Genomic DNA, 21,462 nt, shown 5'->3' with positions numbered 1-21,462 from the left:
TTCAGAAAGTACAAGAGCACCTGATCGAGCGCCCGGAGGCGTGCGCGAAGAAAACCGAATTTTGCAGGTGTGACTACGTAGCATGAGAACCGATGTCGTCGTCTTTCAACGTGGAAAGCACGGATGCGGGTCGACTTGCTCGACTCGCTCCCGCCCGAAGCCAATTACTCGATGCCCTGACCGATGATGGAGAACATCCATGAGCGACAACAACGTGGTTTTGTTGGTGTGGGACGAACCGAGCAAGACCTATCAGGCGTATAGCGAGCTGAAATCGGAAGCTTCCATCGTCGCCCTGGCGGTCATCAGTCGCAACGATGATGGAACATTCAGCATTCGAGATGGGCAGGACAAGCAATTGGGGCTTGGATCGCTGGGCGGCGTCGCGCTGGGCACGCTCATCGGTGTTTTGGGCGGCCCCTTGGGGATGCTTCTCGGCTTCATCGGTGGTTGGTTGGTGAGCTCCGGGTGGGATATCGGCCGCAACGCAGAGGTCGAGGGCGCGATGACAAATTTTAGCCACTTTATTCCCACCGGAAAGACGGGGCTAATTGCTGAAGCGACGGAAACGACGCCTGATCTTCTCAACGGCTATGCCGAACGCACCGCCGCAGTGCTATGGCGCGAACCGGTCGATAAGGTGCGTATTTCGGGGAAGTCGAACGCCCGTTTCGGAGAAGTCGAACAGGCCAGGAGGGAGGTGCTGCGTAGTGCTTAGATTGTACTTCGAGTGTTCGAGATCAGGCTACTTTTTGATCAAGGGCGCCGGCCCGCCAAGCGCGCCTACCAAAGCACCACTTGCCGCACCGATGAATGCACCTCGCAGTGACTCCGTCTCTTTCGTTAATACCTCGATCCTGCCCGTGGGTTCTTTCTGTATTAAAACCGCGCTGTCGATGGTGAATCCGGTACCTCGCTTCTCGAGGGAGTCTAGCTCTCCGAACGCTTTCTTTGCATGATCCAGGTCTACAAAGAATATAACAATCAGCTTCCGTGGCATCGTAGTCTCCCTCGCGTACCACTCACACCTTCTTCAAAGAATCGCGTCGTGTAAGCCGTGACCGCGACACAAAACATTTCCATATTACGCGTAAAGCTTGGACGATTTGCGGCGGGTCTAAAAATTCTAAATCGTAATAGTCCGATAGTAAATATCGGAAATTTCGTTCCGACATCGCCAGTATGATCTCGCTTTTCGCGCGAACGGTCGCCGGTGAGGCACGGTTGCATGCGTACCCTCTCGAAGGAGTCTTGGCTTGCTCACCGCGCAATCCTCAATCAGAAAAGACGACGGTCCGAACCCGGGCAGTTCTGGACTCCTACTCTACGACGTCTCCGACGTTTGTGGCCTAAGCCCGGATCAACATGGATCTATCCCTGCTCATCGAAAGCGGCTCACGCGAAGTTCCTTACCGACGACCGAGATCAAGGTGAGCATCAGGCAAATTGAATCGATTCTGGGACGCAGGCTGCACGTGCCGCGCTGCGATCATTGTCAGTCGATTTTGAACCGCTATCGACCTCAACTGATCGGAGGGCCGTTCAGGTGAACCTGATTGAAAGTATGCGTATCTATGTCCGTGTGGTTGAACGTGCCAGCTTATCGGACGCGGCCCGTGATCTCGGAATCGGGCAGTCCACCGTAAGCGAGCGAATCGAGAGGCTCGAAAAGTTTCTTGGATGTCGCCTTCTTGTGCGAAGCGCACGCGCCTTCAAATGCACGCCCGAAGGACAGATCTTCTATGAACGAAGTAAAACGATTCTGCAGGCCGCATCGGAAGCGATCTCTGAGATATCCGGGGACCGGCAGTTGACAAACGGCACGACACGCATTGCTGCTCCGCATTGCTTCGGCGAAATCGTGTTGCCGCACCTCATCCAATACCTTCGCACCAATTTTCCGCCAATGTGCCTGAACCTGACCTTGAGCGACAAGGTAGTTGACCTCGTGGCGGAAGGTGTCGATATCTCGTTCCGAATCGGTAACCTCGGTGAAGGCGCATTCATCGCCTATCCCCTTGGCACGGTCAAACGGCGCCTCGTCGCGTCACGCGCCTACCTGGACGAGTCCAAACCCGTTGTTACGCCATCTGACCTGGCGGCGCATGCGTTTATAGGCGTCAACGACGCACTTTCCACCGACCGAATCGCGCTGATTAGCCAGGCCGGCGTCGTCGAAAGCGTGCCCGTTCGATGTGAGGTCACCACGAGTCACTGGCGCCCCGCCTACGAGATGATTTGGATGGGAATGGGCATTGGTGTGCTTGAGGAGTATGCCTGTGCGGAAGCGCTTGAATCGGGACAGTTCGCTGAATTGCTGCCTGATTTCCAAATTCCCGCGCTCGACCTGAACCTGATTGTTCACGCACAGCGCCCTATCCAGCAACGAGTCCGGACGATCGTGTCAATTTTGAGGAACTCCGTGCCCAACTTCCTCAGCGGAAACACGCAAAGCTGAGCCACAACCAGATACAAGCCCGACAGTCACCCTTCAAAAATCCGATACAGAGTATCGACTAATGCATGGAGCGGTCATCGCTTCCCGGAGCGCCTCGAAAAATCAGGCGCTGCGGTACTGCCGGAGATTTCTCGGTCTCGAATTAACCTTTCCTGCTACTGACGCTATTCGCTCCTGCTTGCGTATCCGGGCGCCAGTACTAAACTTGATGTGCGTATCCGGCACCACACCTCCCCGTATTGTCGCCAGAGGTCCTTATGAGAACCAGCGCGCGTAATCATTTCGTCGGTCATATCGCGGAAATCAATCACGGAATGGCCGGCGATGAGGTTATCTTGCGCACGCCAGGCGGCATCGATATACACGCGCTACTGACCAGCGGCACGGTCCGTTCGCTCGGCTTGTCACGAAATGCTGAAGCGTTCGCGCTTGTTCGGGCGACGTCTGTGATCGTTCTGGTCGATTTCGATAACAGCAAAGTCTCAGCAAGAAACTGTGTAGCCGGGAAAGTCGCCTTTGTTGAGAGAGGTCCGTCGAATGCGGAGGTTTGTGTCGCCGCGCCCGGCGGCGCCCAAGTGGTGTCTTTTATAACGAACGATGGCGTCGATCGGCTTGGACTCTCTCCGGGAAAACCGGCTACGGCAGTCTTCAAGGCAACGAGCGTCATCATCGGCGTTGAAGAGCCTTAACGAACGCATCATCTGGTTACGATAGACCGCCAGGCTTCAGCCTTCATTTGCGGCTTCTTCATAAGCAAGCGCACCTGCTACCGCCGCTGTTCAACTCCCCACCATGCTCGCCGCGATATTCACGCACAAGCCGAGTACAGTAACGTTGAAATAGAACGCTAGGATTGACTGAGCCAGGACCGTTCGTCTAGCACTGCGTCCTCGCAGTCCAATGTCGGCCGTTTGCGACGCGAGGGCAATGGTGAACGAGAAATAAAGCAGATCGAGGTAGTCCGGTTGCAGGTTTCCATCCGGAAAGTCCAATGCAGGCGAATCGAGGTCCGAGGCATAGTAGATGCGCGCGTAATGTTGCGTAAAGATGGTGGGGATCAGGAACCAAGCCCCAAAAATGGTGAGCCCTGTCAACCCGGATCGCATTATCTTCGACTCGAGAGCAAGACCTTTGGTGGATCCGAGTTCCAGAACGATTGCTACGACGCTGGCGACGGTCGCCGCGCACACCACTGTCAAGACCGTCACGGCGTTTTCGTCATTGATCGTCGCTCGCAGGCGAACGTCGTCCCGCGTTGAAGTCAGCATCTGAACCCAGATGGTGGCGAGAAAGGTCCATACGCCCGTATCCCAACCGATCAACACGCGAGTTAGCGTTCCCAGAGATGGCGGCGAAGATAGCGCGATCACGAATCCGAGCGAAATGGCCGCTGTCATATGAGGGCGATTTCGAAGGGCTTGGGGATAAATGTTCATGAACGTAGCATCGACGTGGATTCCCAATCCATGTTCCCGGTCGACTGGCTCGAGCGCCCGCAAGCTTATTGAAATCAGAAGCCAAGCGCCCCAGTTATCCATCCGCGCGATCTTACTTGGTCAGCACGCTTCAATGCGTTTCCGCCTCTGCGCCAAGAGTAGCATGATCATTGACCTCGTGACGTTAGTTCGGCGGAGTTCGCCCGTGTGATCTTCGTCTGCAACAATGCCCCGAGCGATCCGTACTTCAATAAGTACATTATAATAAGCGGCATACGCCGAATCGAATCGGTGAGAATCTTGGCATTTTCGAGCACGAGACGTCTTCAAGGTCGGCGATACTTAGTATTGCCCTTAGATCCGGGCCTGTATCGCATCACCAGGCCAGTCTTCACTGTGAAGCGATCTCGATGTAATCTTTATGGCGTAACGATGTGACGCCCTCGAGGTTGATGCCTAAATCGTTCATGCGGGTCGGAAGGGGTTGTAGGCGATCCAGTTGCACTTAAATTCCTTCCGTGAAGAACCGTCCTGGTGCCGTAGTGTAGATGAGGCCGGTGTGGCTGCGAAAGGCGGGACTATAACGATTGCGGGCGAATGAAGAACCGACGGTTGTGGCGCGCCTTACCGAGCTTGACGCTGAAGTTCAGTCGCGTAATGTTTGGTCGGTATGGCTGGCATGTCTGTCTCTCGATTACGATGTGCCCATTTGCAATGGATAGCCCCGGAAAGTCCATTTGAAGGGGCGTTGTGACGGTCGAGCAGTCGTGGGTGACGAAATGCTGGCGCCACGACCGCCGAGATTGCCTCCCACAAGCCTTACGGGCAGGGTCGTGATTATATGAGGTGGCGCAGCCGGCACGACAGCGGCTCTCACGTTGCGGCGGGAGGGCTATGAAGGTCCCATCGTCGTGCTGAGCGCAGATCATTACTCTCCCTATGACCGGCGAGCCTGTCGAAGGATTATCTTTCGGGAGCCGCCAAAGCTGCCTGGCTTCCTTTGAACAGGCCCGCGTATTATGCGGATCATCAGATCGAGCTTCGCTGCGACACCCATGTTGTCAGTGTCAACGTCGCAGAAAGGAGCGTCACTCTGGCGGACGGCAGCCGGCGGTCTGGATCAAGGTCCTTCATGAATCGCATGGGGTCGTTTTCCACCTCGGCGCCACAGTCGTGTGACGCTGCCGACAGGTGAGGTGCTGCCAGCCAATGTGGTTGTCGTGGGCGTTGGTGCTCACCCGAACGTCTCTGTCGGAGGAAGCCGGAATCGCGACCGACCACGGTGTAGTGGTCGACGGGTTTCTTCCGACCAACGTGGCAGACGTCTATGCCGCCGGCGATATTGCACGCTGGCCGGATCCCAGGACGGGCGACAACATCCGTGTGGAACATTGGGTGGTCGCAGAGCGACAAGGCGTCGTTGCTGCGCGAAATATTCTGGGGAGGGGAACGCTTTCCTGCGGTGCCGTTCTTCTGGAGCCAGCAATACAACACCGTCATCCATTACGTCGGCCATGCGGAGCATTGGGACCGCGTCGACGTCGATGGCGATCCGGTCAAGTACGACTGCACTGTCATCTTCTGACGAGGTAACAAGCGGCTCGCCGTGGCAAACGTCGGACGCGAGTTGGATAGTTTGCGGGCGGAAGTTGCCTTCGAGAAAGAGACACCGGAATGATGACACCATCGATTCCGTCGTCGCATGTTCAGCTGGAGCGTGCTCGCGAGGCGGCCGAACCCGGTGATGGTGTCGAATTCGAGGCCCGGAACACTTTGAACTCCGACACGACATCTGCCCGATAGTAAATATCGCAGATCGTCAAGCGGAGCGACGCTCGACGCGACCCCGATTCGGCCTATGATGGTTGCAGAAATGGAAGCTCGTTGCAGCAGCCTTTCGAGGCTCGCTCTCGACCGCTTCGTCTCTGTATGAACCTTCGCCAGTTCCATACACTGAATTCCTATTTTAGGAGGGTCTTGTGATGAGCAAAGACGACGGCCTCAGCGCGGACTTCATCGCGAAGCAACGAGTGCGGCTTGAGCAGTTGCAGCAGGAAGTACTTGGCAATGAGGAAAACACGATCGCAACCGAACGGCAATCTCAGGAAGAACATGGTTTTGAAGCCGAGGAGCCTGAAGACGATGCGCAGCGTCGAGAACAATACGTCTCCAATCAAGCCCTGCGCAATGTCAATGACCAACGAATCAATGATATTCAGCGAGCGCTGCAGAAAATTGACGAAGGCACTTATGGATTTTCGGATGCCAGCGGAGCGCCTATTCCGAAGGCCCGCCTCGAGGTGATGCCTGAGGCAATCTTCACGGTTGCGGAACAGGAAAAGCGCGAGGTCGAGAGATAGGAGACCGAGACAACACCATCTTGAAGATCTGATGTCCTGATCGACCTGGTGCCTTACAAACCATTCGGGTAGGCGTCAGCTCAGCCGGTTGACGTTCGCTTTAGATCAGTATTGAATACTCTGCTTAGATCAATGTTAGTTGATCGGGTTAGATGATTCCGAACATATCGCGCTCACCGAGAGCGCGAGACCAACAGCCACGGTCGTCACAAGCCATTATGGAATGTTGTTCCATCCGGGTGGCGATCGACTTCGGATCGCGCCCACACGTAGGCACGCGCGCGCGATGCTACCCAGGAATGTGACGGCCGACCGCTCTGTTGCATCAAGGTTCGGCGCGCCCATTCGATCCCATCTCGTATCGCCTCCTCGTCAGTAAGCCATTCAGGCTGAGTCGTCCGAGGAAACACGTCAACAAGAGGTCGGCCGTCTCGGCTGAACTCGATCTTGGCAAACCAAGCGCCCCGTTCGTTCTGATGGACTTCGACGACAAAATTGAAGCCCATGAAAGCATCCATTCCGACCCGCATAGTGTCCTCCTTGCAGTTGTTGATGGCGACGCTCGGCGTTTTTTTCGGGCGACGAAGATCTCGCTTTGATATCGAGTTTTGAGTTCAACAGGATCAGTAGCAGGGCAAATTGCTGAGAAGTGCCAGGCACGGTCACTTAGGGGAACGATGTTGCGACGTTCCAAACTTGCCCATTAATGTGCATTAATGTAGCAGTCTGGCTTACGTCATGCGATCGTATTCGCCGATACTTATTACCGGTGCGCGCATAGATTAACTTTCGTGTGCAGAACGCGACCTGGAAGTAATCTAAGAACTAGCTTTTCGCTTCCATTCCTCGCTGGAAGGTCCGGGTTGGTCAGGCAGATCCTGAACGACCACGCGTGGCGGCAGAAACAATGTGCCTTCGGCGGACCACGCAACGTTATGACGCGCTCGCGCTCTGATGGGATCGCTGCGCGGCGCGCTGTTTAGGCTTAATAGACCCGTCTTATGACTCGATCAGAGCATCGAGCGCGGCAGCGGAAGTCTGGTAGAGCGAGTAAGCGTCTCGCTGATTGAGAGCTACCGTGTCGAGCTCCGCTCGTGTTTTTGCCGACTCGTATGCCACCCTCGCGGCTGCATAAGCGTCCGCACACTCCCTCTGCAGAGCCCGGACCTCGTCAACGCTCGTATTTCCCATCTTCGATCTCCATCTAACAATAAGTTTTCAACGACTAATTGATTACGTCCCTATTCGATTAGTCGACTGCTTCGAATGAATCGCCAGAGAGTAACAATTGCGGAATTGCGAGAACGACCATCCAATCCGCACCCGTTCGAGCCCCCAGGTCATGTCGACCTATGCTCTGACTAACCGCCGGCACCTTCGGGGCATTGTGCAACGTTCCGATGAGAGATAGGTAGAATTTTATGTTCCCACGCGATCAAAACGACACTGGTTTCAAACACGCATCCATCAGCGCATTACCGTCCTCCGTCTTCGACGCACCAAAATACGTTTTGCATAATTAGTCGGCCCTGCAAAACCGCCGGCTCTCTTGTGGGAGTAGAGGATGGCGATATTTGTCACCATCGAGAACTCCCAGAAATTAAAATAACGACTGCATGAACCTGAGAGAAATCGAGCCAGAGAAACGCGATGACTGACGACTTTTTCCGAGCCCGACTGGACCAGATGATTGACCTTCGGCATCCGTTGGCGGTGTTGGCGGGTCGGATACCGTGGGCGCAGATCGAAGGTGCGTTGGCGCCTACGTTTGCCCGCATGGATCGGCAAGGTAAGGCGGTGTGCGGCGGCGATCTGTTCGGCACCACGCTGGAAATTGCCGGTGCAGGAGTCAGTACAGCGGGGCGGCCTCGATTGCCGATTCGCCTGATGGCCGCCTTGCTCTACCTCAAGCACGCCTTCAATCTGAGCGATGAGGAATTGGTGGTGCGGTGGTCTGAGAATGTCGTGTGGCAATATTTTAGCGGTCAGGAATACTACACGCCGCGACTTCCGTGTGATGCAACCCAGATTGGTCGATTTCGTACAGCCATTGGCGAAGCCGGCGTCGAAGAGCTTCTCAAGGCCACCCTAGACACGGCGATAAAAACCAAGGCGGTGCGCCCGACGGAATTCGAGCGGATCATAGTCGATACCACGGTCCAAGAGAAAGCCATCGCTCACCCAGTTGATAGCCGTCTGCTGGAGATCGCCCGCGCCAAAGTCGTGCAGGCTGCAAAGCGCGTCGGAATCAGCTTGAAGCAGACCTTTGTCAAGGAAGGCAAGGAGCTGCGCCGCAAGGCGGGCGGCTATGCTCATGCCAAACAATTCAGACGCCTGCGCCGTGCTGTCAAGCGGCAACGTACGATTCTTGGCGTCGTTCTGCGTGAAGTGAAACGCAAGCTGGCAACTGCGAGCAGCGAGTCTCCCACCACGATCGCCCATCTGAACACCTTGCTCGAACGCGCCGAGCGCATCCGGACGCAACAACCGAAAGACAAGGATAAGCTCTATGCGCTGCATGCCCCGGAAGTCGAGTGCATCGGCAAAGGTAAAGCCAGGAAGCTCTATGAGTTCGGGGTCAAGGCCAGCATCGCCGTGACCCACCGGAGCGGACTGATGGTCGGCGCCCGCAGTTTCCCCGGCAATCCTTACGACGGACACATTCTCTCAGCGCAACTGGAGCAGACTCGGATTCTGCTCGGGGATGCCGGCAAAATCCCAAAACAGGTCGTCGTCGACCTCGGGTTCCGAGGCGTTGATCACGACAACCCGGAGGTCCAGATCATACATCGCGGCAAGTACAAGTCGCTGAGCAAGCAACAACGACGATGGCTCAAACGTCGCCAGGCGGTGGATCCGGCGATCGGCCACCTCAAGTCGGACCATCGGATGGATCGTTGCTGGTTGCAAGGTCAATTGGGCGACGCCTTGCATACGGTGCTCTGTGCCGCCGGATACAACCTGCGATGGCTGTTGCGGGCAATGGGACGGCTGGGTCTGAGGGCCACTTTCTTATGTCCATTGCTGCTGACGCTGTGGGTTCAATTTCTGGACCAGAAACTCCTGCGTGGATGCGCCAAAAGTTTACCCGCGCGGTCCGGGGCTTGGTGAATATTGCAGGGCCGACTAATTAAAGGGCTATCCGAGGTTCGCGGTTCTTTTCATTTCAACCGAATGCGCGACGAGAGAGCGGAAAATACATGACGAATTCATTTTTTACGACGGGTTACCTAAGCCTTCCTTGGATAGGACTAAATCTCGCGCGGCATTAGCTCGCGCTGAACTATTAAAGGTCACGGATCCGTGAAACTCAAGGAGTATTAATCAAGTTTTAGACGGTCCGCGGAGGCGTCGGAGGAGACACATCAATCTATACCCCGATCCCGATTGAAATGGCGCGCGCAGTGACCCAGCTCGCCAAACATACGACGCGAACTCTCTCGATGCGATATGACGGGAACTGCTGCGCATACGGGCCCCAGTGGTCGTGGATCTTTATGACTGTGCCGGAGATGAACGCACATCCAGGGTGCGCCAATGGGTGCGAGCGCTGCATCATGATTGCTGAGTTTAACCCCTGACGGCCGTGCCGTTCCGGAGGTGACAAAAAATTTGGTGAAGCAGCGGATCCACGGGAATGAAATGAACGCGCGCCCGGTAGCGACAAGAGAAAAACGGAGGTGGCACGTCATTCTGCAACCTCCCTGCTCGAACTTCGCCTTCGGAGCTTTCTTGTAACCATTGACCGATACAGAGGATCGTTGATCGCGATGACCTTGAATTCCGCCTGGAGGTTTTTGGTGTCCGACTGGAATGCCTTCGACCGGTCCCCGTTGCATCAAACGCAAGCCGCCACGCGACACCCTCGTTCGCTATAAGCGATCGCATCGTCGAGGTGCTGGATGAAGCCGGCTCAAAGGCGACGAGTTGAACAGCGTTTCCTGCCTGCACCGACGCTGTTGATGGATGGTCGGCGATACCGGTTATTCTAGGTAAGACGCGCGGGCCAAGGGCTGTGAGGTCGGCACCTGCACGAGTTCGACTTCGGCGAGAGCGTCATATACTGGCGAAAACTGCGAACGTCATTTTGTAGCCCGTTTTATACATGGGCTCACTGACCCCGGACGCGTGACAGATCTCCTCGACCCTCGTCCCCGGCTCGGCCTGTTTCAGCGCAAATGCGATCTGCTCTTCCGCACGCTTGCCCGTCTTCATGGCATGGACTTCTTGTTCGCTCCGGATACATCGTGCAAAGCTCTCGATTTTTGAACGGAACTATTTCCTGAGTCAAGGTCATCAGGACAGCGTTAAGGGGACGCCGAGCGATCCTCGGCCGCCGCAGCGGTGGTAAGGACAAGCTTTCCAATATGGCCACCTGCCTCGAGAACCTCGTGGGCCTGTCGCGCCTGTGTGAGGGGAAAGGTCCGGTAGATTTGGGGCTTGATCGTGCCCGCTTCGATGAGCGGCCACACATGTCGTTCGAGTTCGGAGATGATGGCGGATTTTTCCGCGTTCGGACGCGAGCGCAGCGTCGATCCGAGGTGCGCGAGTCGCTTGGTCATCATCGGCCACAGGTTGAGGTCCTTCGCCGGCCCTTCCAGCGCACTCACCTGTAGGATGCGGCCGTCCAGTGCCGCCGCGGTGAAATTCCGCCCGACGTAATCGCTCCCAACGATGTCAAGGATGACGTCAACGCCCTTGCCTTGGGTAAACCCCGCTACTTTCGCGACGAAGTCTTCCGAGCGGTAGTTGATCGTGTGGTTCGCGCCGAGCCGAAGGCTCGCCTCATGCTGCATCTTGGTGGAGACGGTTGTCATGATGTTCGATGCACCCATAGCTTTCGCAATCATGGTTGCGGCCGTGCCAATGCCGGACGCGCCTCCATGGATGAGTACGGACTCGCCGGCCTGTAGTTTCCGCGCTGGACGAGGTTGAGCCACACGGTCATGAACGTTTCCGGCATGGCCGCTGCCTCGATCATGTCCAGGCCCGCTGGCACGTGCATCGTGACGGCCTGGTTGGCGACTGCGTACTCGGCGTAGCCACCACCGGTCAGCAGTGCGCAAACCCGGTCTCCAGCTTTGAATCGACGCACGTCTGAACCGACTTCGACGATCCCCCCGGATACCTCGAGTCCAGGAATATCGGATGCGCCCGGCGGCGGTTTGTAGAGTCCCTTGCGCTGAAGCACATCGGGACCATTCACGCCGGCGGCATCGACACGAATCAGTACTTCGTCGGCACCTGCACGGGGGACTGGGCGCGTCGTCGGCACAAGCACCTCCGGGCCGCCCGGGTGGACAATTTCGATCACGGACATCTCGTGGGGTATATGGAAGCGGGGGGTAGTCATTAGTTCTCCCGATTTTGGCGCCAAAGAACCGCGCATGTGTAATGCAGACCGGATCAGCGCAACTCGTAGGATTTCTCGCCGGTGCCGGCGAGGTTGCCGCCGGCAACGATGAGGTACGCGGGTCGGGTCGGCCGGCCATTGAAGAAGTCCTGCAGTATCTCGAGCGTCCCCGCCGCATAGCGGCCCTGCGCCGAGAGCGAGGTACCGGAGATATGCGGCGTCATGCCGTTGAAGGGCATCGTGCGCCAGGGGTGGCCGGCCGGCGCGGGTTGCGGAAACCAGACATCGCCGGCGTAGCCCGCGAGGTGACCAGCCGTGACAGCCTCGACAACGGCGTCGCGATCAACAAGCTCGGCGCGCGCGCAATTGATCAAGTAGGCACCGCGCTTCATGCTTGCAATCATTCTTGCGTCAATCAGCTTCCGTGTGGCCGGATAAAGCGGCACCTGCAAGTTGGCGATGTCCATCTGGCTCACGAGCGAGCCCGAGTCCGCGTGAAAGGTGAGGCCCAGCGCCTGCTCAGTGGTTGCATCCAGGCGATGTCGCTGCGTGTAATGCAGGTCCATCTCGAACGGATGCAGGCGGCGCAGCACCGCCAGACCGATCCGGCCCGCGCCGATCGTGCCGAATTTCATACCCTGAATGTCATAGCTGCGCCACACGCAATCCGCGATATTCCAGCCGCCCTGTTCGAAATATGGATGCGATGGCAGGTAATTGCGCAACTGCGCCAACGTGATCATCACCACGTGTTCGGCGACGCTGACGCTGTTGGAATTGGTGACTTCGGCGACGGTGATCCCAGCCTTGGCGGCCGCGTCGAGATCGACATGATCCGAACCTACGCCCGCGGTCACGACCAGCTTCAGCTTCGGCGCTTTCGCAATTCTCTCGGCACTCAGGTATGCCGGCCAGAACGGCTGCGAGATCACTACCTCGGTATCGTGAAGCTGTTTCTCGAACTCAGAGTCAGGGCCATCCTTGTCGCTCGTCACGATGAACTCGTGCCCTTTCTTCTCCATGTAATCCTGCAGTCCGAGTGCGCCCGAGACGCAGCCGATGAGCTCACCCGGTTTGAAGCCAAGCGGCTGCTGTGGTGTCGGGGCGGTCTGTCCGTCCGCATACCGGGTGATGACGGGAATGTCATCGCGCACGTAGCTGGGCGGATAGCCGCTGACGGGGTCTGGATAAAGGACACACAGGATCTTAGCCATCGCGTTCAACTCCCAGGATTTGAAGTGGGTACCGCGCCCGCAATGCATCGCGAACGGGTAGACGCTCGTTCAGACGACCGCTAAAACGATCTTCCCGACAGCATGCCCCTGTTCCACCAGCGCCAACGCTTCGGCAGCCGCATCGAGGTCGAATGTCCTCTCCACATGGGCTTTAGCCTTGCCGGTATTCACGAGATCGGCGATCCCGGCCAGTTCGGCTCCATCAGCTTCTACGGTGAAACGTAGTGCGCGCACGCCGATCTTCTCCGCGGTGTCCTGTGAAGGCGCATCTCGGGTTGTGACCAATACGCCGCCCTTCCTCAGCAAACCCCAGGATCGCTCGCGCGTATCACTGCCTATGAGGTCGAATACCAGGTCCACGTCCCTGGCAAGGTCTTCGAACCGTTCCGTCTGGTAATCGATCACGACGTCCGCACCCAGTCGCCCCGCAAACCCGATATTTGCTGTGGATACCGTAGTCAGTACCCGCGCATCCTTCGCTTTCGCAAACTGGATCGCGAAATGCCCCACGCCCCCGGAACCGCCGTGAATCAAAACCGACTGCCCTGCCTGCAGCCGTCCGTAGCGGAACAGGCCCTGCCATGCAGTCTGCCCGGCGAGTGGGATGGCCGCTGCATGAACGTGATCAAGTGCAATGGGTTTCGCCGCAAGCGCCGCCTGGGCAATTGCGATCTGTTGCGAGTATCCGCCGCCGTGAATGTCAACGATGCCGAAGACCGCATCACCGACCGAGAACCTGGTAGCCTGCGCGCCGCACGCGACGACCACGCCGGAAACGTCACGACCTGGCGTATAAGGCAGGCGATCTTCCTTTACCGCGGGATACAGGCCAGATCGGATCTTGTAGTCCACCGGGTTGATGCTGGCAGCATGTACCTGTACCAGAACCTGTCCCGCATCCGGTTGCGAAACTACAAGCTCCTCGACGTAGAGAACGTCCTTGTCTCCGAACCGGTTGAACCGCATCATTTTGGTCTTTGGCACGGGCAGTCTCCTCAGAAAAGCGACACACGTCCAGGCAAGGGTAGTGCGACCGTCACGCCCTTCGACGAGTGGACGCCCGCGCCGCTACGGTGGCCGCCGCTATGACGAGTATTTCAAGAATACCGTACACGAAGAACGTCGACTTCAGTGTCCATATCTGCGCGGCGATGCCGACGAGTACGGCCGGTGCGCTGAACGCGATGTAAGCCATGGCAAAGGTCATCGCGAACGTTTGGGAGCGGTCTCCGACGGGCGCCGCCGAGGGTATCGCGGCGATGGTGGAGGCGAAGGTGATCCCGAAACCGCTACCGGCGGTGATTGAGGCGATCGCATAGCGTGCGAGCGAATGTACGCGAGCGGCGACCAGGGTGAGCGTCACGCCGACCGCGAGCGCGCCGATTCCAAGCACCATCCGCGCGTCCTGAGTCAGATGCCCGGATAGCACCGTCGCAATGGGTGCTGGCACAAAGAAGCTTGCCAGGACCAGACCGATTACCATGTGGTCGTGCGCGCCGAGCAGGTGAGCGATCATTGACGAGCCCAGAGACAGGTACAGGCCACATGGAGCCCATTCCGCGAACAGTGCGGGGATGATACCGACGAACGCGGGGCGAACAATTTGAGGTACGCCGAAACGCGGACGCACTGCCTGCCAGATTGAGGCACCCGGGCGTTTGAGCGGCTGCTCGGGGACGAACGGCATCGCCCCCATCAGAAAAACATAACTGACCAGCAACACCCAGTAGACAAGTGTCAGTGGCGATGGTGCGCGCTGGATCAGGACACCCGCGAGTACCGCACCAATCGCCAACCCAAACGGAGACGACCCACCCGCCACCCACGCACCGATTTTAGGGTTGGGCTGCATGTCCACAATCAAGGCGGTGACGGCGCCAGTGCATGCGCCGGTGGCCACGCCCGGCACCACGCGCGCAAGCAGCAACTCGGGCACGTTCGATGAGTGTGCAAACAGCAGCATGGAAAGCGAATTGCAACAGCAGGCCGCTGATCAGCACGGGACGGCGCCCCACGTGGTCGGCGAGCGAACCCGCGGTCAGCATGATCGCCAACAGGGCGATCACATACACGGCGAATATCAGCGTCAAGGTGAAGGACGAGAAATGCCATCGCCCCTGGTAAACAGGATACAGCGGCGACGGCGTCGCGGCCGCAGCCATCAGGCAACGCTTCATTCGCAGCCAAAGGGCGTCTCCGCTGCCCGACGAACTTCGCGCCGAGGCACGCAAGCTCGCAGCCGAGTTGCTGAGTGAGGCAGAGCCGCCGGCGACCGAAAAAGCCAATTTTCATAAGCATCCCAAACAAATAGCAGCTAGACGACGACACGACAGCGTTATGTCCAATCCTGACGCCGCCCAGCATTACCTTTGCGGGGCTTGCACCTCCGTGCCGCTGTCCAGAATTCGTAGGAACTCGCTATAGGCAAACACGCGCCCGCGTTGCCTCCCGGTGATTTCGTTCACGATCCCAAGACTTTCCAATGCTTCGAACGTTTTGTTCACGGTCGGCGCGCTGAGTCCCGTCTTCTGTTGGGCTTGCGCGGCGTTGAGGAACGGGTGGGTCTGCATCAACCCGTGAAGCCGCAGCATCGAGTTGGTCTGTTCGCCGCTCGCCGAAATGCGTTCCCGATCCGCCTGGAACAGGGCCACGATGCGCATCGCACTTTCATGGGCGTTGTTGGCGGTCTCGGCGACGCCGGTAAGGAAGAACTCTGTCCATGCTTCCCAGTGTCCGCGCAACCGAACATCTTGGAGGAGGCGGTAGTACTGCTCGCGATGGGTCTTCAAGTAAAGGCTCAGATACAGCAGCGGCTCTTGGAGGACCTTATTTTCCACAAGGAACAAGGCGATCAGTAGGCGGCCGAGGCGACCATTGCCATCCAGAAACGGATGAATCGATTCGAATTGCACGTGCAGAAATCCGGCCTTAACAAGCGGCGGAATCAGTGCGGAGTCGTCATGCAAGAAGCGTTCGAAATCGCTCAGGCACATCTGCATCTCATGGACCGGCGGCGGCACGTAATGGGCGTTCCCAGGCCGGGACCCGCCGAGCCAGTTTTGCGAGCGGCGGAACTCGCCGGGGTTTTTGCCTTCACCTCGGCCTTTTTGCAGGAGGCGCGCATGCATGTCGCGCAGCAAGCGCAGACACAGCGGCAGCCCTTGCGGATCACGTAAGACGTCAAGGCCATACATCATCGCATCGACGTAGTTGGATACCTCGGTGATATCGTCGAGAGGTTTTCCCGTCAGCGCGGCGTTCTCGTATTGCAGCAGTTCATCGAGCGTCGATTGCGTCCCTTCGATCTGCGACGACAGGACCGCTTCCTTGCGCACATACATGTAGAGAAACAGGGCCTTGTCCGGCAGCAGCATCGCTACACCGTCTAAGCGACCGATTGCCCGATCCGCCTCGCTCAGTCGCTGAATCAGGTGCGGGGTGAGTTCCAGCGCAGGTTCCGGTGGCAGTGGCGGTGGGATGTAGGCGTTCACCGTCTCGTTGAAGGCCACAGTTGTGGCATACCGGCCGATTCTGCGGTTCTCCGGTTCGGCGGCCGGGGCGGTGTCGTCGGATCGCATTGGGCTTCGCTAGTTAAAGCCGCTTAACCAGCGGCAAACGTTAGTAAAATATTTGGCATATAATTTTACTTAAGAAGGGCTGACGATGACAAGGCCTTTCTCGCACACAGGATCAAGGGGTTGAGCAGTGGTTGATTACCCGCCTTGTCGCCCCAGCTGGCGTGCCAATACCGGCGCTGGCCCTCTCGGCCGGCGAGCGCGCCGGTGTGCGCTTTCGGGAATTCTTCGCGTTGGCGATCCGCAATTCACACACGCGCCGCGCGCATGCGCGTGGGGCCGGAAATTTCCTCGCGCATTGCACGCAGGCGGGCGTCGCGTCGATCACCGCGGTGCAGCCTCTGCACATGGCCGACGGATTGAGTTGCAAACTCAGACGCGCTCAGCGCCAACCGTCAGCAGCGGTTGACGGCGATCCGCCATGTACTCGACTGGCTCGTCACCGGGCAGATCGTGCCACACAAGCCAGCGGCCTCGGTGCGCGCGTGAGTGAGAAAGGCGCAAGAACTCGGCACTCTCGAGTAAGGAACTTCTCGCGGGAAATGGTTTTGCGGAGCACCACGCGACCGGCCTGGTCGACCGCGTGAATCTGCATAACGTTCTTGGCGAGGTCAATGTCGACTCGGGTAATCGCGTTCATGATGTCCTCCGTGACGGACGGTGGCGGGAGTGCAGCAATGGTGGCACGGAGTGCCACCGACCACCGGCTGCGAGGCTCCTTACCAATTCGTATAGGCTTGGTTTGGTACCTTGAACATTGTGCTTTTCCTTCCTTCAGATCGAGCTTACACACGACCCGCTGGAAGTCGAAATTTCGGGGGAAGCTCAAGGAAGCACGAGTAGCGCGGTGGACGTCACCCCGATGAGCCATAGTGCAATGAACCAGAGCAACTGCCTGTCGTGTGGCTGACGGCCCTCATGGCCGACCTCATGGTCAGCGCCGCCATCATCGGGGTCGCGTTGCTGGATGCTCATGGCCGTGCCCTGAAAAACGAAGTTCAGATAAGGGATCCCGAGTTCGCGAAGCACTTCCAATCGAACATGAGGTCCCTGAAACATCGCGTGCCTATAGGCTTCACTAGGAAAATTTGTCTTCGCCCGTGACGAAGCCTATGCTGGCAACGTCTGTTTATTAATAGGGTATTCGGAGGTCGCCATGCAACAGCAGCAAGCGGAATTCAACTTCTACATCAACCTCCAGAAACATACGCTGGGGCTTTATGTCCGCAAGGGCGCAGGCCTGCCAGATTTTCGCAGCAGCGGAAGCCAAACAGTGGCAATTTTCCGGGCATATCTGGCAAAGCGAGCTGTCGCCCGAGATACTCAAGGAACTCGATGCGAACGGCCATGCCTTTCAGGAGCTGGGCGGCTGACCCGACCGCCCGGCTCCTATCTTAGGCCCACGTTGACGATGCGGCCGACTAGCCGCTCGCCGTCATTCAGTTCGGATTCAAACCTAGTGGGATATGCTTTCGAGGGACTTTCCGCGGGTTTTGGGCATTTGATTACACATAAGTCAGTCGCCCAGTTCTCGGGCGTATCTGAGGCCGGCGGCGAAATCTGTCACTCGCTGCAGGCCTTGCCAGATAGTCTTGACTCCAGGTTCGCCGTCGCCTTTGCGCGCCAGGAAGCCGCCAAGCATGGCGACCAAGCGCACGACCTCATTCAGACGCGGTGAGCTCTTCGGCGTTTCTTGTTGAGAATGAATGCCGCTCGCCATTCATCGTGCTCGAACAGCAGTCCTGCATCCAGGTCGGGGCAAGTTCGACCCAGTCGCATCAACCGAGCGATGCGCCATGCCACCACCATGAACAGCGCCAAGGCACGCTCAAGCCGTGCCATCGATGCGAGTTGCAACGCCTCGACCCGACAGCCGTTCTTGAGCACATGAAAGAATAGTTGTCGGGTAAGGAACTGGCGCGGTACGCGGTGAACCCGGCCCGTTTCCAGCCCCTCCCCATAAGAACTGATCGTGAGGTTTTCCCTCAAGCAGCTCACCCAGTAAGATTCATCGCAAGGGTTATGGGTCCTGTCGGTGCGACGGCCACTTTCACGCGAACTCCTCCGCGCCCGACAGCGGACGCGTTTTCCAGTCCCAGTACAAGCCCAGGACGCCGTAGAGGTACTCGTTACTCCATCGCCGCCACCCGACACTCCGCTTCTGGCGTCGCTTGCGCCGCGTCAGCAGAGTTCGAACCTTCATCTCCAGATAGTCGCGCACCTCACTGAAGGCGCGACTGGCGTTGCCGACCCGAAAGTAGTTGACCCAACCCGCTACCGCGGCGTTGAGCTTCGCGATCAGCTTCACGGCCGGAGTCGAGCCTCCGTGCCTGATGATGTCGCGAATCTTCGCCTTGATGGCTTGACGGGCCTTCTTCTTGGGGGTCGTCAGAATGAAGTATCCGTTCCCCGCTTGTTTGCGCACGCGACGCAGGTCGAACCCCAGGAACCCAAAGGCGTCCCCGTGCAGCGTGTCCACCACCGTGGTTTTCTCCGTGTTCAACTCGACGCCAAGTGGCACGAGTTGTTCCCGCAGACGAAGCAGGGCGCGTTCTGCCCAGCCGCGTTTCGTGTGGTGGCCGCTGACGGTGATGACGATATCGTCAGCAAACCGGTGATAGTTCACTGCCTCGTAAGGTCCCTGCGCCGTCTTGCGGCGAATCTCGTCGAACATCCAGTCGATCTCGTTCAAGTAGATGTTCGCGGCGAGCGGGCTGAGCACGCCATGGACGCAAAAGATAACTTTGGTCGGTGTGAGCGCCGTGCGGAGATCCAGGCAGGCGAGAGGGGCCTCCTCCATTTCCTCCGGGCGGTCGCGTAGCGGTGGGAATCGAATGGCGAATGGTGATGCGGTCATCGGCAACCACCACCTCCTTGACGAGCAGTCTTGTGATGCGCTGACGGTCCAGAACATCGAGGGTGGCGGCACTGCCACGCAAACGCCCGAGGAACGCCGTTAGCGTTTCCGCCAGGCGTAGGTAAGCTGCCTGGTCGACCAACTGGGCACTGAGCGCGCGCAGCTCGTCCTGAAGACTCTGCTCGCGTTGCCGAAGCGCTGGCATGCGCCGCCGCAGCTCGTTCAGAGAAAGCAGGTCCTCCTGGTACGCGGTGAGCAATCGGTCCATACGTTTCTGCGCCTGCGCCAGATCCTGCGTGACCCGGTCCTGCTGTCGCTTGGCCGGACTTGAATTGCGCGCTGTCTCAAGGCGCCGGTTCAGTTCGGTCTGGATGAGCGCGGGATCCTCCAGCAGGCGCACAATTTCGGACCACACGATTTGCTCCAGCAGATCCATGCGGATGGGGCGCTGCGCACATTTGGCGTAACCATCGTAGCGCCAGGCGTCAGAGCCCAGGCAACGATAGTAGAAGATCTTGCGCGCGCTACTGCGTGTCGAGGTCCGGTACAGGGCATAGCCGCACTGGGGGCAGTGCACGAGACCCTGAAGAATGCTGGGTTCGAGCGTCCGGCGCGAAGCATGCTTCTTGTTGCTTTCCAGACGCTCCTGCGCCAGGGCGAACGTGTCCGGATCGACCAACGCCGGAACCGGAATCTCGATCCATTGATCACGCGGCAGTTCGTGATTGGCGCTGTTGCGGCTGGGTAGGCTGCCGCGCTGGCGCAACGTCCGGTTGTTGGTACGCTCCCGCGCGGCCTGTTGGGTCTTGCCGAAGCAGGCCGTGCCACGATATGCAGGATTGCGAAGGATTGTCCAGACAGTAGAGCGCTCCCAGCGTGCCGCGCCCTTCCTGGTAGGAACGCCCAGCTCGTTCAACCGGTGCGTAACCGCGCCGATGCTCAGCCCAGCAACCGTATATAGCTCGTAGATGTGGCGGACCACCTCTGCCTCGGCGTCGATCACCGCGTAGCTCGCCGGCTGCTCCTCGCTTTTGCGTTCATAGCGGTAACCATAGGGCGCGCCACTCAACACGCTGACCTCGCCTTGCTTCGCGCGGTGCCGCTTGCCTCGTCGCGAGCGCTCGAGGATCTGGGCCCTTTCGTACTCAGCGATCATCCCCTGGAACTGCAACAGCAATTGATCTTCCGGCGTATCGGAGTGCGGCGCCTTAATGAATATCATCGCCACACCGTGGCGAGCCAATTCCTCGATGAGCAGCACCTGGTAGGCATATTTGCGACTCAGGCGATCGGGGGCGAGTGCCAGCACCGCCTGAATCTCGCCGGCCGCCGCCAGGTCGCGCACCCGCTCCAGTCCCGGCCTCACCAAGCTTGCGCCGCTGTAGCCTTCGTCCTGGAAGATCCACTCATCCGGCACGCTGTAGCCTTCGCTTCGGGCAAACTCCACCAGCGCGGCCGTCTGACTGGCGATGGTCTTCTCCTCCTTCTGCTGATCGGACGATACCCGGGCGTAGATCGCGGCAACCTTCATCTGCCTCTCCATTGAGTCCAGCTTGCTCGCCGGTCCGACGCACACGATCCGGCACCAGGATGTCATAGACCTGCTCCAGCTTCTTCGCCAGAAGGCGGTCAAACGCATATTCCAAATCAACGTGATGGCTGCGCGGGCGGCGATTAGCCACGCCCACCTGCCTTCCCTAGCAAAGCGTGGACGGCACGCGTGAGCGTTTCGTCTATCGTTAAATCATTGGCCTGGGCATATGCGCGCAGCGTGAGCGCAACGTCTGCAGGGACCTTGAGCGTGATCGGAATGGTAGGCTCGGCCACGGCTACCGGAGACGACATATGCTGCGCCTCTTGCAAATAACGGTAGGCCTGGCGCCGCGAAATCGTGTGCTGCTCGGCCATGGCTTCGGCTGCCTCGTTGAGGCTGCAACCATTGGCAAGCAGATGAAAGGCAGCATTCAACCGCTGAGCCCTTACGGAAAGAGTTGAGCGCGACATATGACATTTTTATATTACTTCTTGTGACGCAAATCAAGGACTGAATCGGACCGGCACAGCGGAATCTGCCGCTCAAACTCAAAGTTATCTTTTGCGTCCATGGCGTGACGACACCACCCTGCGGGGTGCCCTTGTCCGGTTTCACTACGGTCCCGTCCGGCATTTGCACAGGCGCCTTGAGCCA

General features: G+C 58.2%; 18 protein-coding genes and 6 pseudogenes. 8 read left to right on the top strand and 16 right to left on the bottom strand.

Going from position 1 to position 21,462, the window contains the following annotated elements; genetic code table 11:
• Nucleotides 1-199 precede the first annotated feature (199 nt).
• Nucleotides 200-718, top strand: a complete 519-nt coding sequence (locus AWB75_RS33895) for a hypothetical protein (protein WP_061128340.1) — start codon at nt 200-202, stop codon at nt 716-718.
• 27 nt (nt 719-745) lie between these two features.
• Here AWB75_RS33895 and AWB75_RS33890 read toward each other — a convergent pair whose 3' ends face one another.
• Nucleotides 746-1,000: a hypothetical protein gene (locus tag AWB75_RS33890; RefSeq protein ID WP_061128339.1), complete on the bottom strand. Its 255-nt coding sequence runs from the start codon at nt 998-1,000 to the stop codon at nt 746-748.
• Nucleotides 1,001-1,546: 546 nt separating this feature from the next.
• Between AWB75_RS33890 and AWB75_RS33885 the strand changes: the two genes are divergently transcribed.
• Both AWB75_RS33885 and AWB75_RS33880 read left to right on the top strand, forming a co-directional pair.
• The gene (locus tag AWB75_RS33885; protein WP_061128338.1) at nt 1,547-2,458 is read left to right on the top strand and encodes a LysR family transcriptional regulator; all 912 of its coding nucleotides are present in this window, start codon (nt 1,547-1,549) and stop codon (nt 2,456-2,458) included.
• A 257-nt stretch (nt 2,459-2,715) separates the two neighbouring features.
• Nucleotides 2,716-3,147, top strand: a complete 432-nt coding sequence (locus tag AWB75_RS33880) for a TOBE domain-containing protein (protein WP_061128337.1) — start codon at nt 2,716-2,718, stop codon at nt 3,145-3,147.
• A 90-nt stretch (nt 3,148-3,237) separates the two neighbouring features.
• Here AWB75_RS33880 and AWB75_RS33875 read toward each other — a convergent pair whose 3' ends face one another.
• The gene (locus tag AWB75_RS33875) at nt 3,238-3,894 is read right to left on the bottom strand and encodes a DUF1345 domain-containing protein (RefSeq protein ID WP_061128342.1); all 657 of its coding nucleotides are present in this window, start codon (nt 3,892-3,894) and stop codon (nt 3,238-3,240) included.
• Nucleotides 3,895-4,772: 878 nt separating this feature from the next.
• On the opposite strand from AWB75_RS33875, the pseudogene AWB75_RS33870 reads away from it, so the two are divergent.
• Nucleotides 4,773-5,572: pseudogene (locus tag AWB75_RS33870) on the top strand (FAD-dependent oxidoreductase); the annotation flags it as partial.
• Between the two features lie 304 nt (nt 5,573-5,876).
• Nucleotides 5,877-6,254, top strand: coding sequence for a TraR/DksA family transcriptional regulator (locus tag AWB75_RS33865; protein ID WP_061128335.1), 378 nt, complete (start codon nt 5,877-5,879; stop codon nt 6,252-6,254).
• A 206-nt stretch (nt 6,255-6,460) separates the two neighbouring features.
• On the opposite strand, the gene AWB75_RS33860 is transcribed toward AWB75_RS33865, so the two are convergent.
• Nucleotides 6,461-6,784 (bottom strand): DUF6566 family protein, encoded by a 324-nt coding sequence (locus AWB75_RS33860; RefSeq protein ID WP_200823076.1) that lies wholly within the window; start codon nt 6,782-6,784, stop codon nt 6,461-6,463.
• Between the two features lie 1,120 nt (nt 6,785-7,904).
• Between AWB75_RS33860 and AWB75_RS33850 the strand changes: the two genes are divergently transcribed.
• A complete protein-coding gene (locus tag AWB75_RS33850) occupies nt 7,905-9,365 on the top strand; it encodes an IS5 family transposase (RefSeq protein ID WP_096031712.1) in 1,461 nt (486 codons plus the stop codon).
• Nucleotides 9,366-10,355: 990 nt separating this feature from the next.
• Here the strand turns inward: AWB75_RS33850 and AWB75_RS37865 are convergent.
• From AWB75_RS37865 to AWB75_RS33825, 7 genes and pseudogenes are all read right to left on the bottom strand, one after another.
• Nucleotides 10,356-10,469: pseudogene (locus tag AWB75_RS37865) on the bottom strand (transposase); the annotation flags it as partial.
• A gap of 92 nt (nt 10,470-10,561) precedes the next feature.
• Nucleotides 10,562-11,574, bottom strand: a pseudogene (locus AWB75_RS33845) (NAD(P)H-quinone oxidoreductase).
• An 86-nt stretch (nt 11,575-11,660) separates the two neighbouring features.
• A complete protein-coding gene (locus AWB75_RS33840) occupies nt 11,661-12,821 on the bottom strand; it encodes an NAD-dependent formate dehydrogenase (protein ID WP_061128332.1) in 1,161 nt (386 codons plus the stop codon).
• Between the two features lie 69 nt (nt 12,822-12,890).
• Nucleotides 12,891-13,826 (bottom strand): NADP-dependent oxidoreductase, encoded by a 936-nt coding sequence (locus AWB75_RS33835; protein WP_235012382.1) that lies wholly within the window; start codon nt 13,824-13,826, stop codon nt 12,891-12,893.
• A 52-nt stretch (nt 13,827-13,878) separates the two neighbouring features.
• Nucleotides 13,879-14,805 carry an MFS transporter gene (locus tag AWB75_RS33830; protein WP_061128330.1) on the bottom strand — a complete coding sequence of 309 codons (927 nt, stop codon included), beginning with the start codon at nt 14,803-14,805 and terminating at the stop codon, nt 13,879-13,881.
• A 43-nt stretch (nt 14,806-14,848) separates the two neighbouring features.
• Nucleotides 14,849-15,004: pseudogene (locus AWB75_RS39610) on the bottom strand (MFS transporter); the annotation flags it as partial.
• A gap of 201 nt (nt 15,005-15,205) precedes the next feature.
• Nucleotides 15,206-16,420, bottom strand: a complete 1,215-nt coding sequence (locus AWB75_RS33825) for a Fic family protein (RefSeq protein WP_087087146.1) — start codon at nt 16,418-16,420, stop codon at nt 15,206-15,208.
• 134 nt (nt 16,421-16,554) lie between these two features.
• Between AWB75_RS33825 and AWB75_RS39605 the strand changes: the two are divergent.
• Nucleotides 16,555-16,900: pseudogene (locus tag AWB75_RS39605) on the top strand (tyrosine-type recombinase/integrase); the annotation flags it as partial.
• On the opposite strand, the gene AWB75_RS37860 reads toward AWB75_RS39605, so the two are convergent.
• Entirely contained in the window at nt 16,857-17,057 is a 201-nt protein-coding gene (locus AWB75_RS37860) for a hypothetical protein (protein ID WP_159462835.1), read from the bottom strand. The pseudogene AWB75_RS39605 and the gene AWB75_RS37860 overlap by 44 nt on opposite strands.
• 185 nt (nt 17,058-17,242) lie before the next feature.
• Nucleotides 17,243-17,452: a hypothetical protein gene (locus tag AWB75_RS33815; protein ID WP_143746614.1), complete on the bottom strand. Its 210-nt coding sequence runs from the start codon at nt 17,450-17,452 to the stop codon at nt 17,243-17,245.
• Nucleotides 17,453-17,637: 185 nt separating this feature from the next.
• On the opposite strand from AWB75_RS33815, the gene AWB75_RS33810 reads away from it, so the two are divergent.
• Entirely contained in the window at nt 17,638-17,790 is a 153-nt protein-coding gene (locus AWB75_RS33810; protein ID WP_235012380.1) for a hypothetical protein, read from the top strand.
• 143 nt (nt 17,791-17,933) lie between these two features.
• Here the strand turns inward: AWB75_RS33810 and AWB75_RS33805 are convergent.
• The 4 genes and pseudogenes from AWB75_RS33805 to AWB75_RS37855 form a co-directional block, all read right to left on the bottom strand.
• Nucleotides 17,934-18,196: pseudogene (locus tag AWB75_RS33805) on the bottom strand (IS4 family transposase).
• Nucleotides 18,197-18,467: 271 nt separating this feature from the next.
• Nucleotides 18,468-19,109, bottom strand: a complete 642-nt coding sequence (locus AWB75_RS33800; protein ID WP_235012378.1) for a group II intron maturase-specific domain-containing protein — start codon at nt 19,107-19,109, stop codon at nt 18,468-18,470.
• Nucleotides 19,021-20,805: a recombinase family protein gene (locus tag AWB75_RS33795; protein ID WP_143746612.1), complete on the bottom strand. Its 1,785-nt coding sequence runs from the start codon at nt 20,803-20,805 to the stop codon at nt 19,021-19,023. The genes AWB75_RS33800 and AWB75_RS33795 overlap by 89 nt, the downstream gene beginning before the upstream one ends.
• A gap of 143 nt (nt 20,806-20,948) precedes the next feature.
• Nucleotides 20,949-21,242 (bottom strand): hypothetical protein, encoded by a 294-nt coding sequence (locus tag AWB75_RS37855; RefSeq protein WP_159462834.1) that lies wholly within the window; start codon nt 21,240-21,242, stop codon nt 20,949-20,951.
• Between the last annotated feature and the right edge of the window lie 220 nt (nt 21,243-21,462).

The organism is Caballeronia catudaia (assembly GCF_001544755.2).
Lineage (GTDB): Bacteria > Pseudomonadota > Gammaproteobacteria > Burkholderiales > Burkholderiaceae > Caballeronia > Caballeronia catudaia.
This window is presented reverse-complemented; position numbering and strand designations above follow the sequence as displayed.

Excerpts from the sequence above, each read along its gene's own strand:
- AWB75_RS33895 (WP_061128340.1), top strand. The coding sequence starts at position 200 with ATGAGCGACAACAACGTGGTTTTGTTGGTGTGGGACGAACCGAGCAAG.
- AWB75_RS33890 (WP_061128339.1), bottom strand. The coding sequence starts at position 1,000 with ATGCCACGGAAGCTGATTGTTATATTCTTTGTAGACCTGGATCATGCA.
- AWB75_RS33880 (WP_061128337.1), top strand. The coding sequence starts at position 2,716 with ATGAGAACCAGCGCGCGTAATCATTTCGTCGGTCATATCGCGGAAATC.
- AWB75_RS33875 (WP_061128342.1), bottom strand. The coding sequence starts at position 3,894 with ATGAACATTTATCCCCAAGCCCTTCGAAATCGCCCTCATATGACAGCG.
- AWB75_RS33865 (WP_061128335.1), top strand. The coding sequence starts at position 5,877 with ATGAGCAAAGACGACGGCCTCAGCGCGGACTTCATCGCGAAGCAACGA.
- AWB75_RS33860 (WP_200823076.1), bottom strand. The coding sequence starts at position 6,784 with ATGCGGGTCGGAATGGATGCTTTCATGGGCTTCAATTTTGTCGTCGAA.
- AWB75_RS33850 (WP_096031712.1), top strand. The coding sequence starts at position 7,905 with ATGACTGACGACTTTTTCCGAGCCCGACTGGACCAGATGATTGACCTT.
- AWB75_RS33840 (WP_061128332.1), bottom strand. The coding sequence starts at position 12,821 with ATGGCTAAGATCCTGTGTGTCCTTTATCCAGACCCCGTCAGCGGCTAT.
- AWB75_RS33830 (WP_061128330.1), bottom strand. The coding sequence starts at position 14,805 with ATGCTGCTGTTTGCACACTCATCGAACGTGCCCGAGTTGCTGCTTGCG.
- AWB75_RS33825 (WP_087087146.1), bottom strand. The coding sequence starts at position 16,420 with ATGCGATCCGACGACACCGCCCCGGCCGCCGAACCGGAGAACCGCAGA.
- AWB75_RS37860 (WP_159462835.1), bottom strand. The coding sequence starts at position 17,057 with ATGAACGCGATTACCCGAGTCGACATTGACCTCGCCAAGAACGTTATG.
- AWB75_RS33810 (WP_235012380.1), top strand. The coding sequence starts at position 17,638 with ATGTCCGCAAGGGCGCAGGCCTGCCAGATTTTCGCAGCAGCGGAAGCC.
- AWB75_RS33795 (WP_143746612.1), bottom strand. The coding sequence starts at position 20,805 with ATGAAGGTTGCCGCGATCTACGCCCGGGTATCGTCCGATCAGCAGAAG.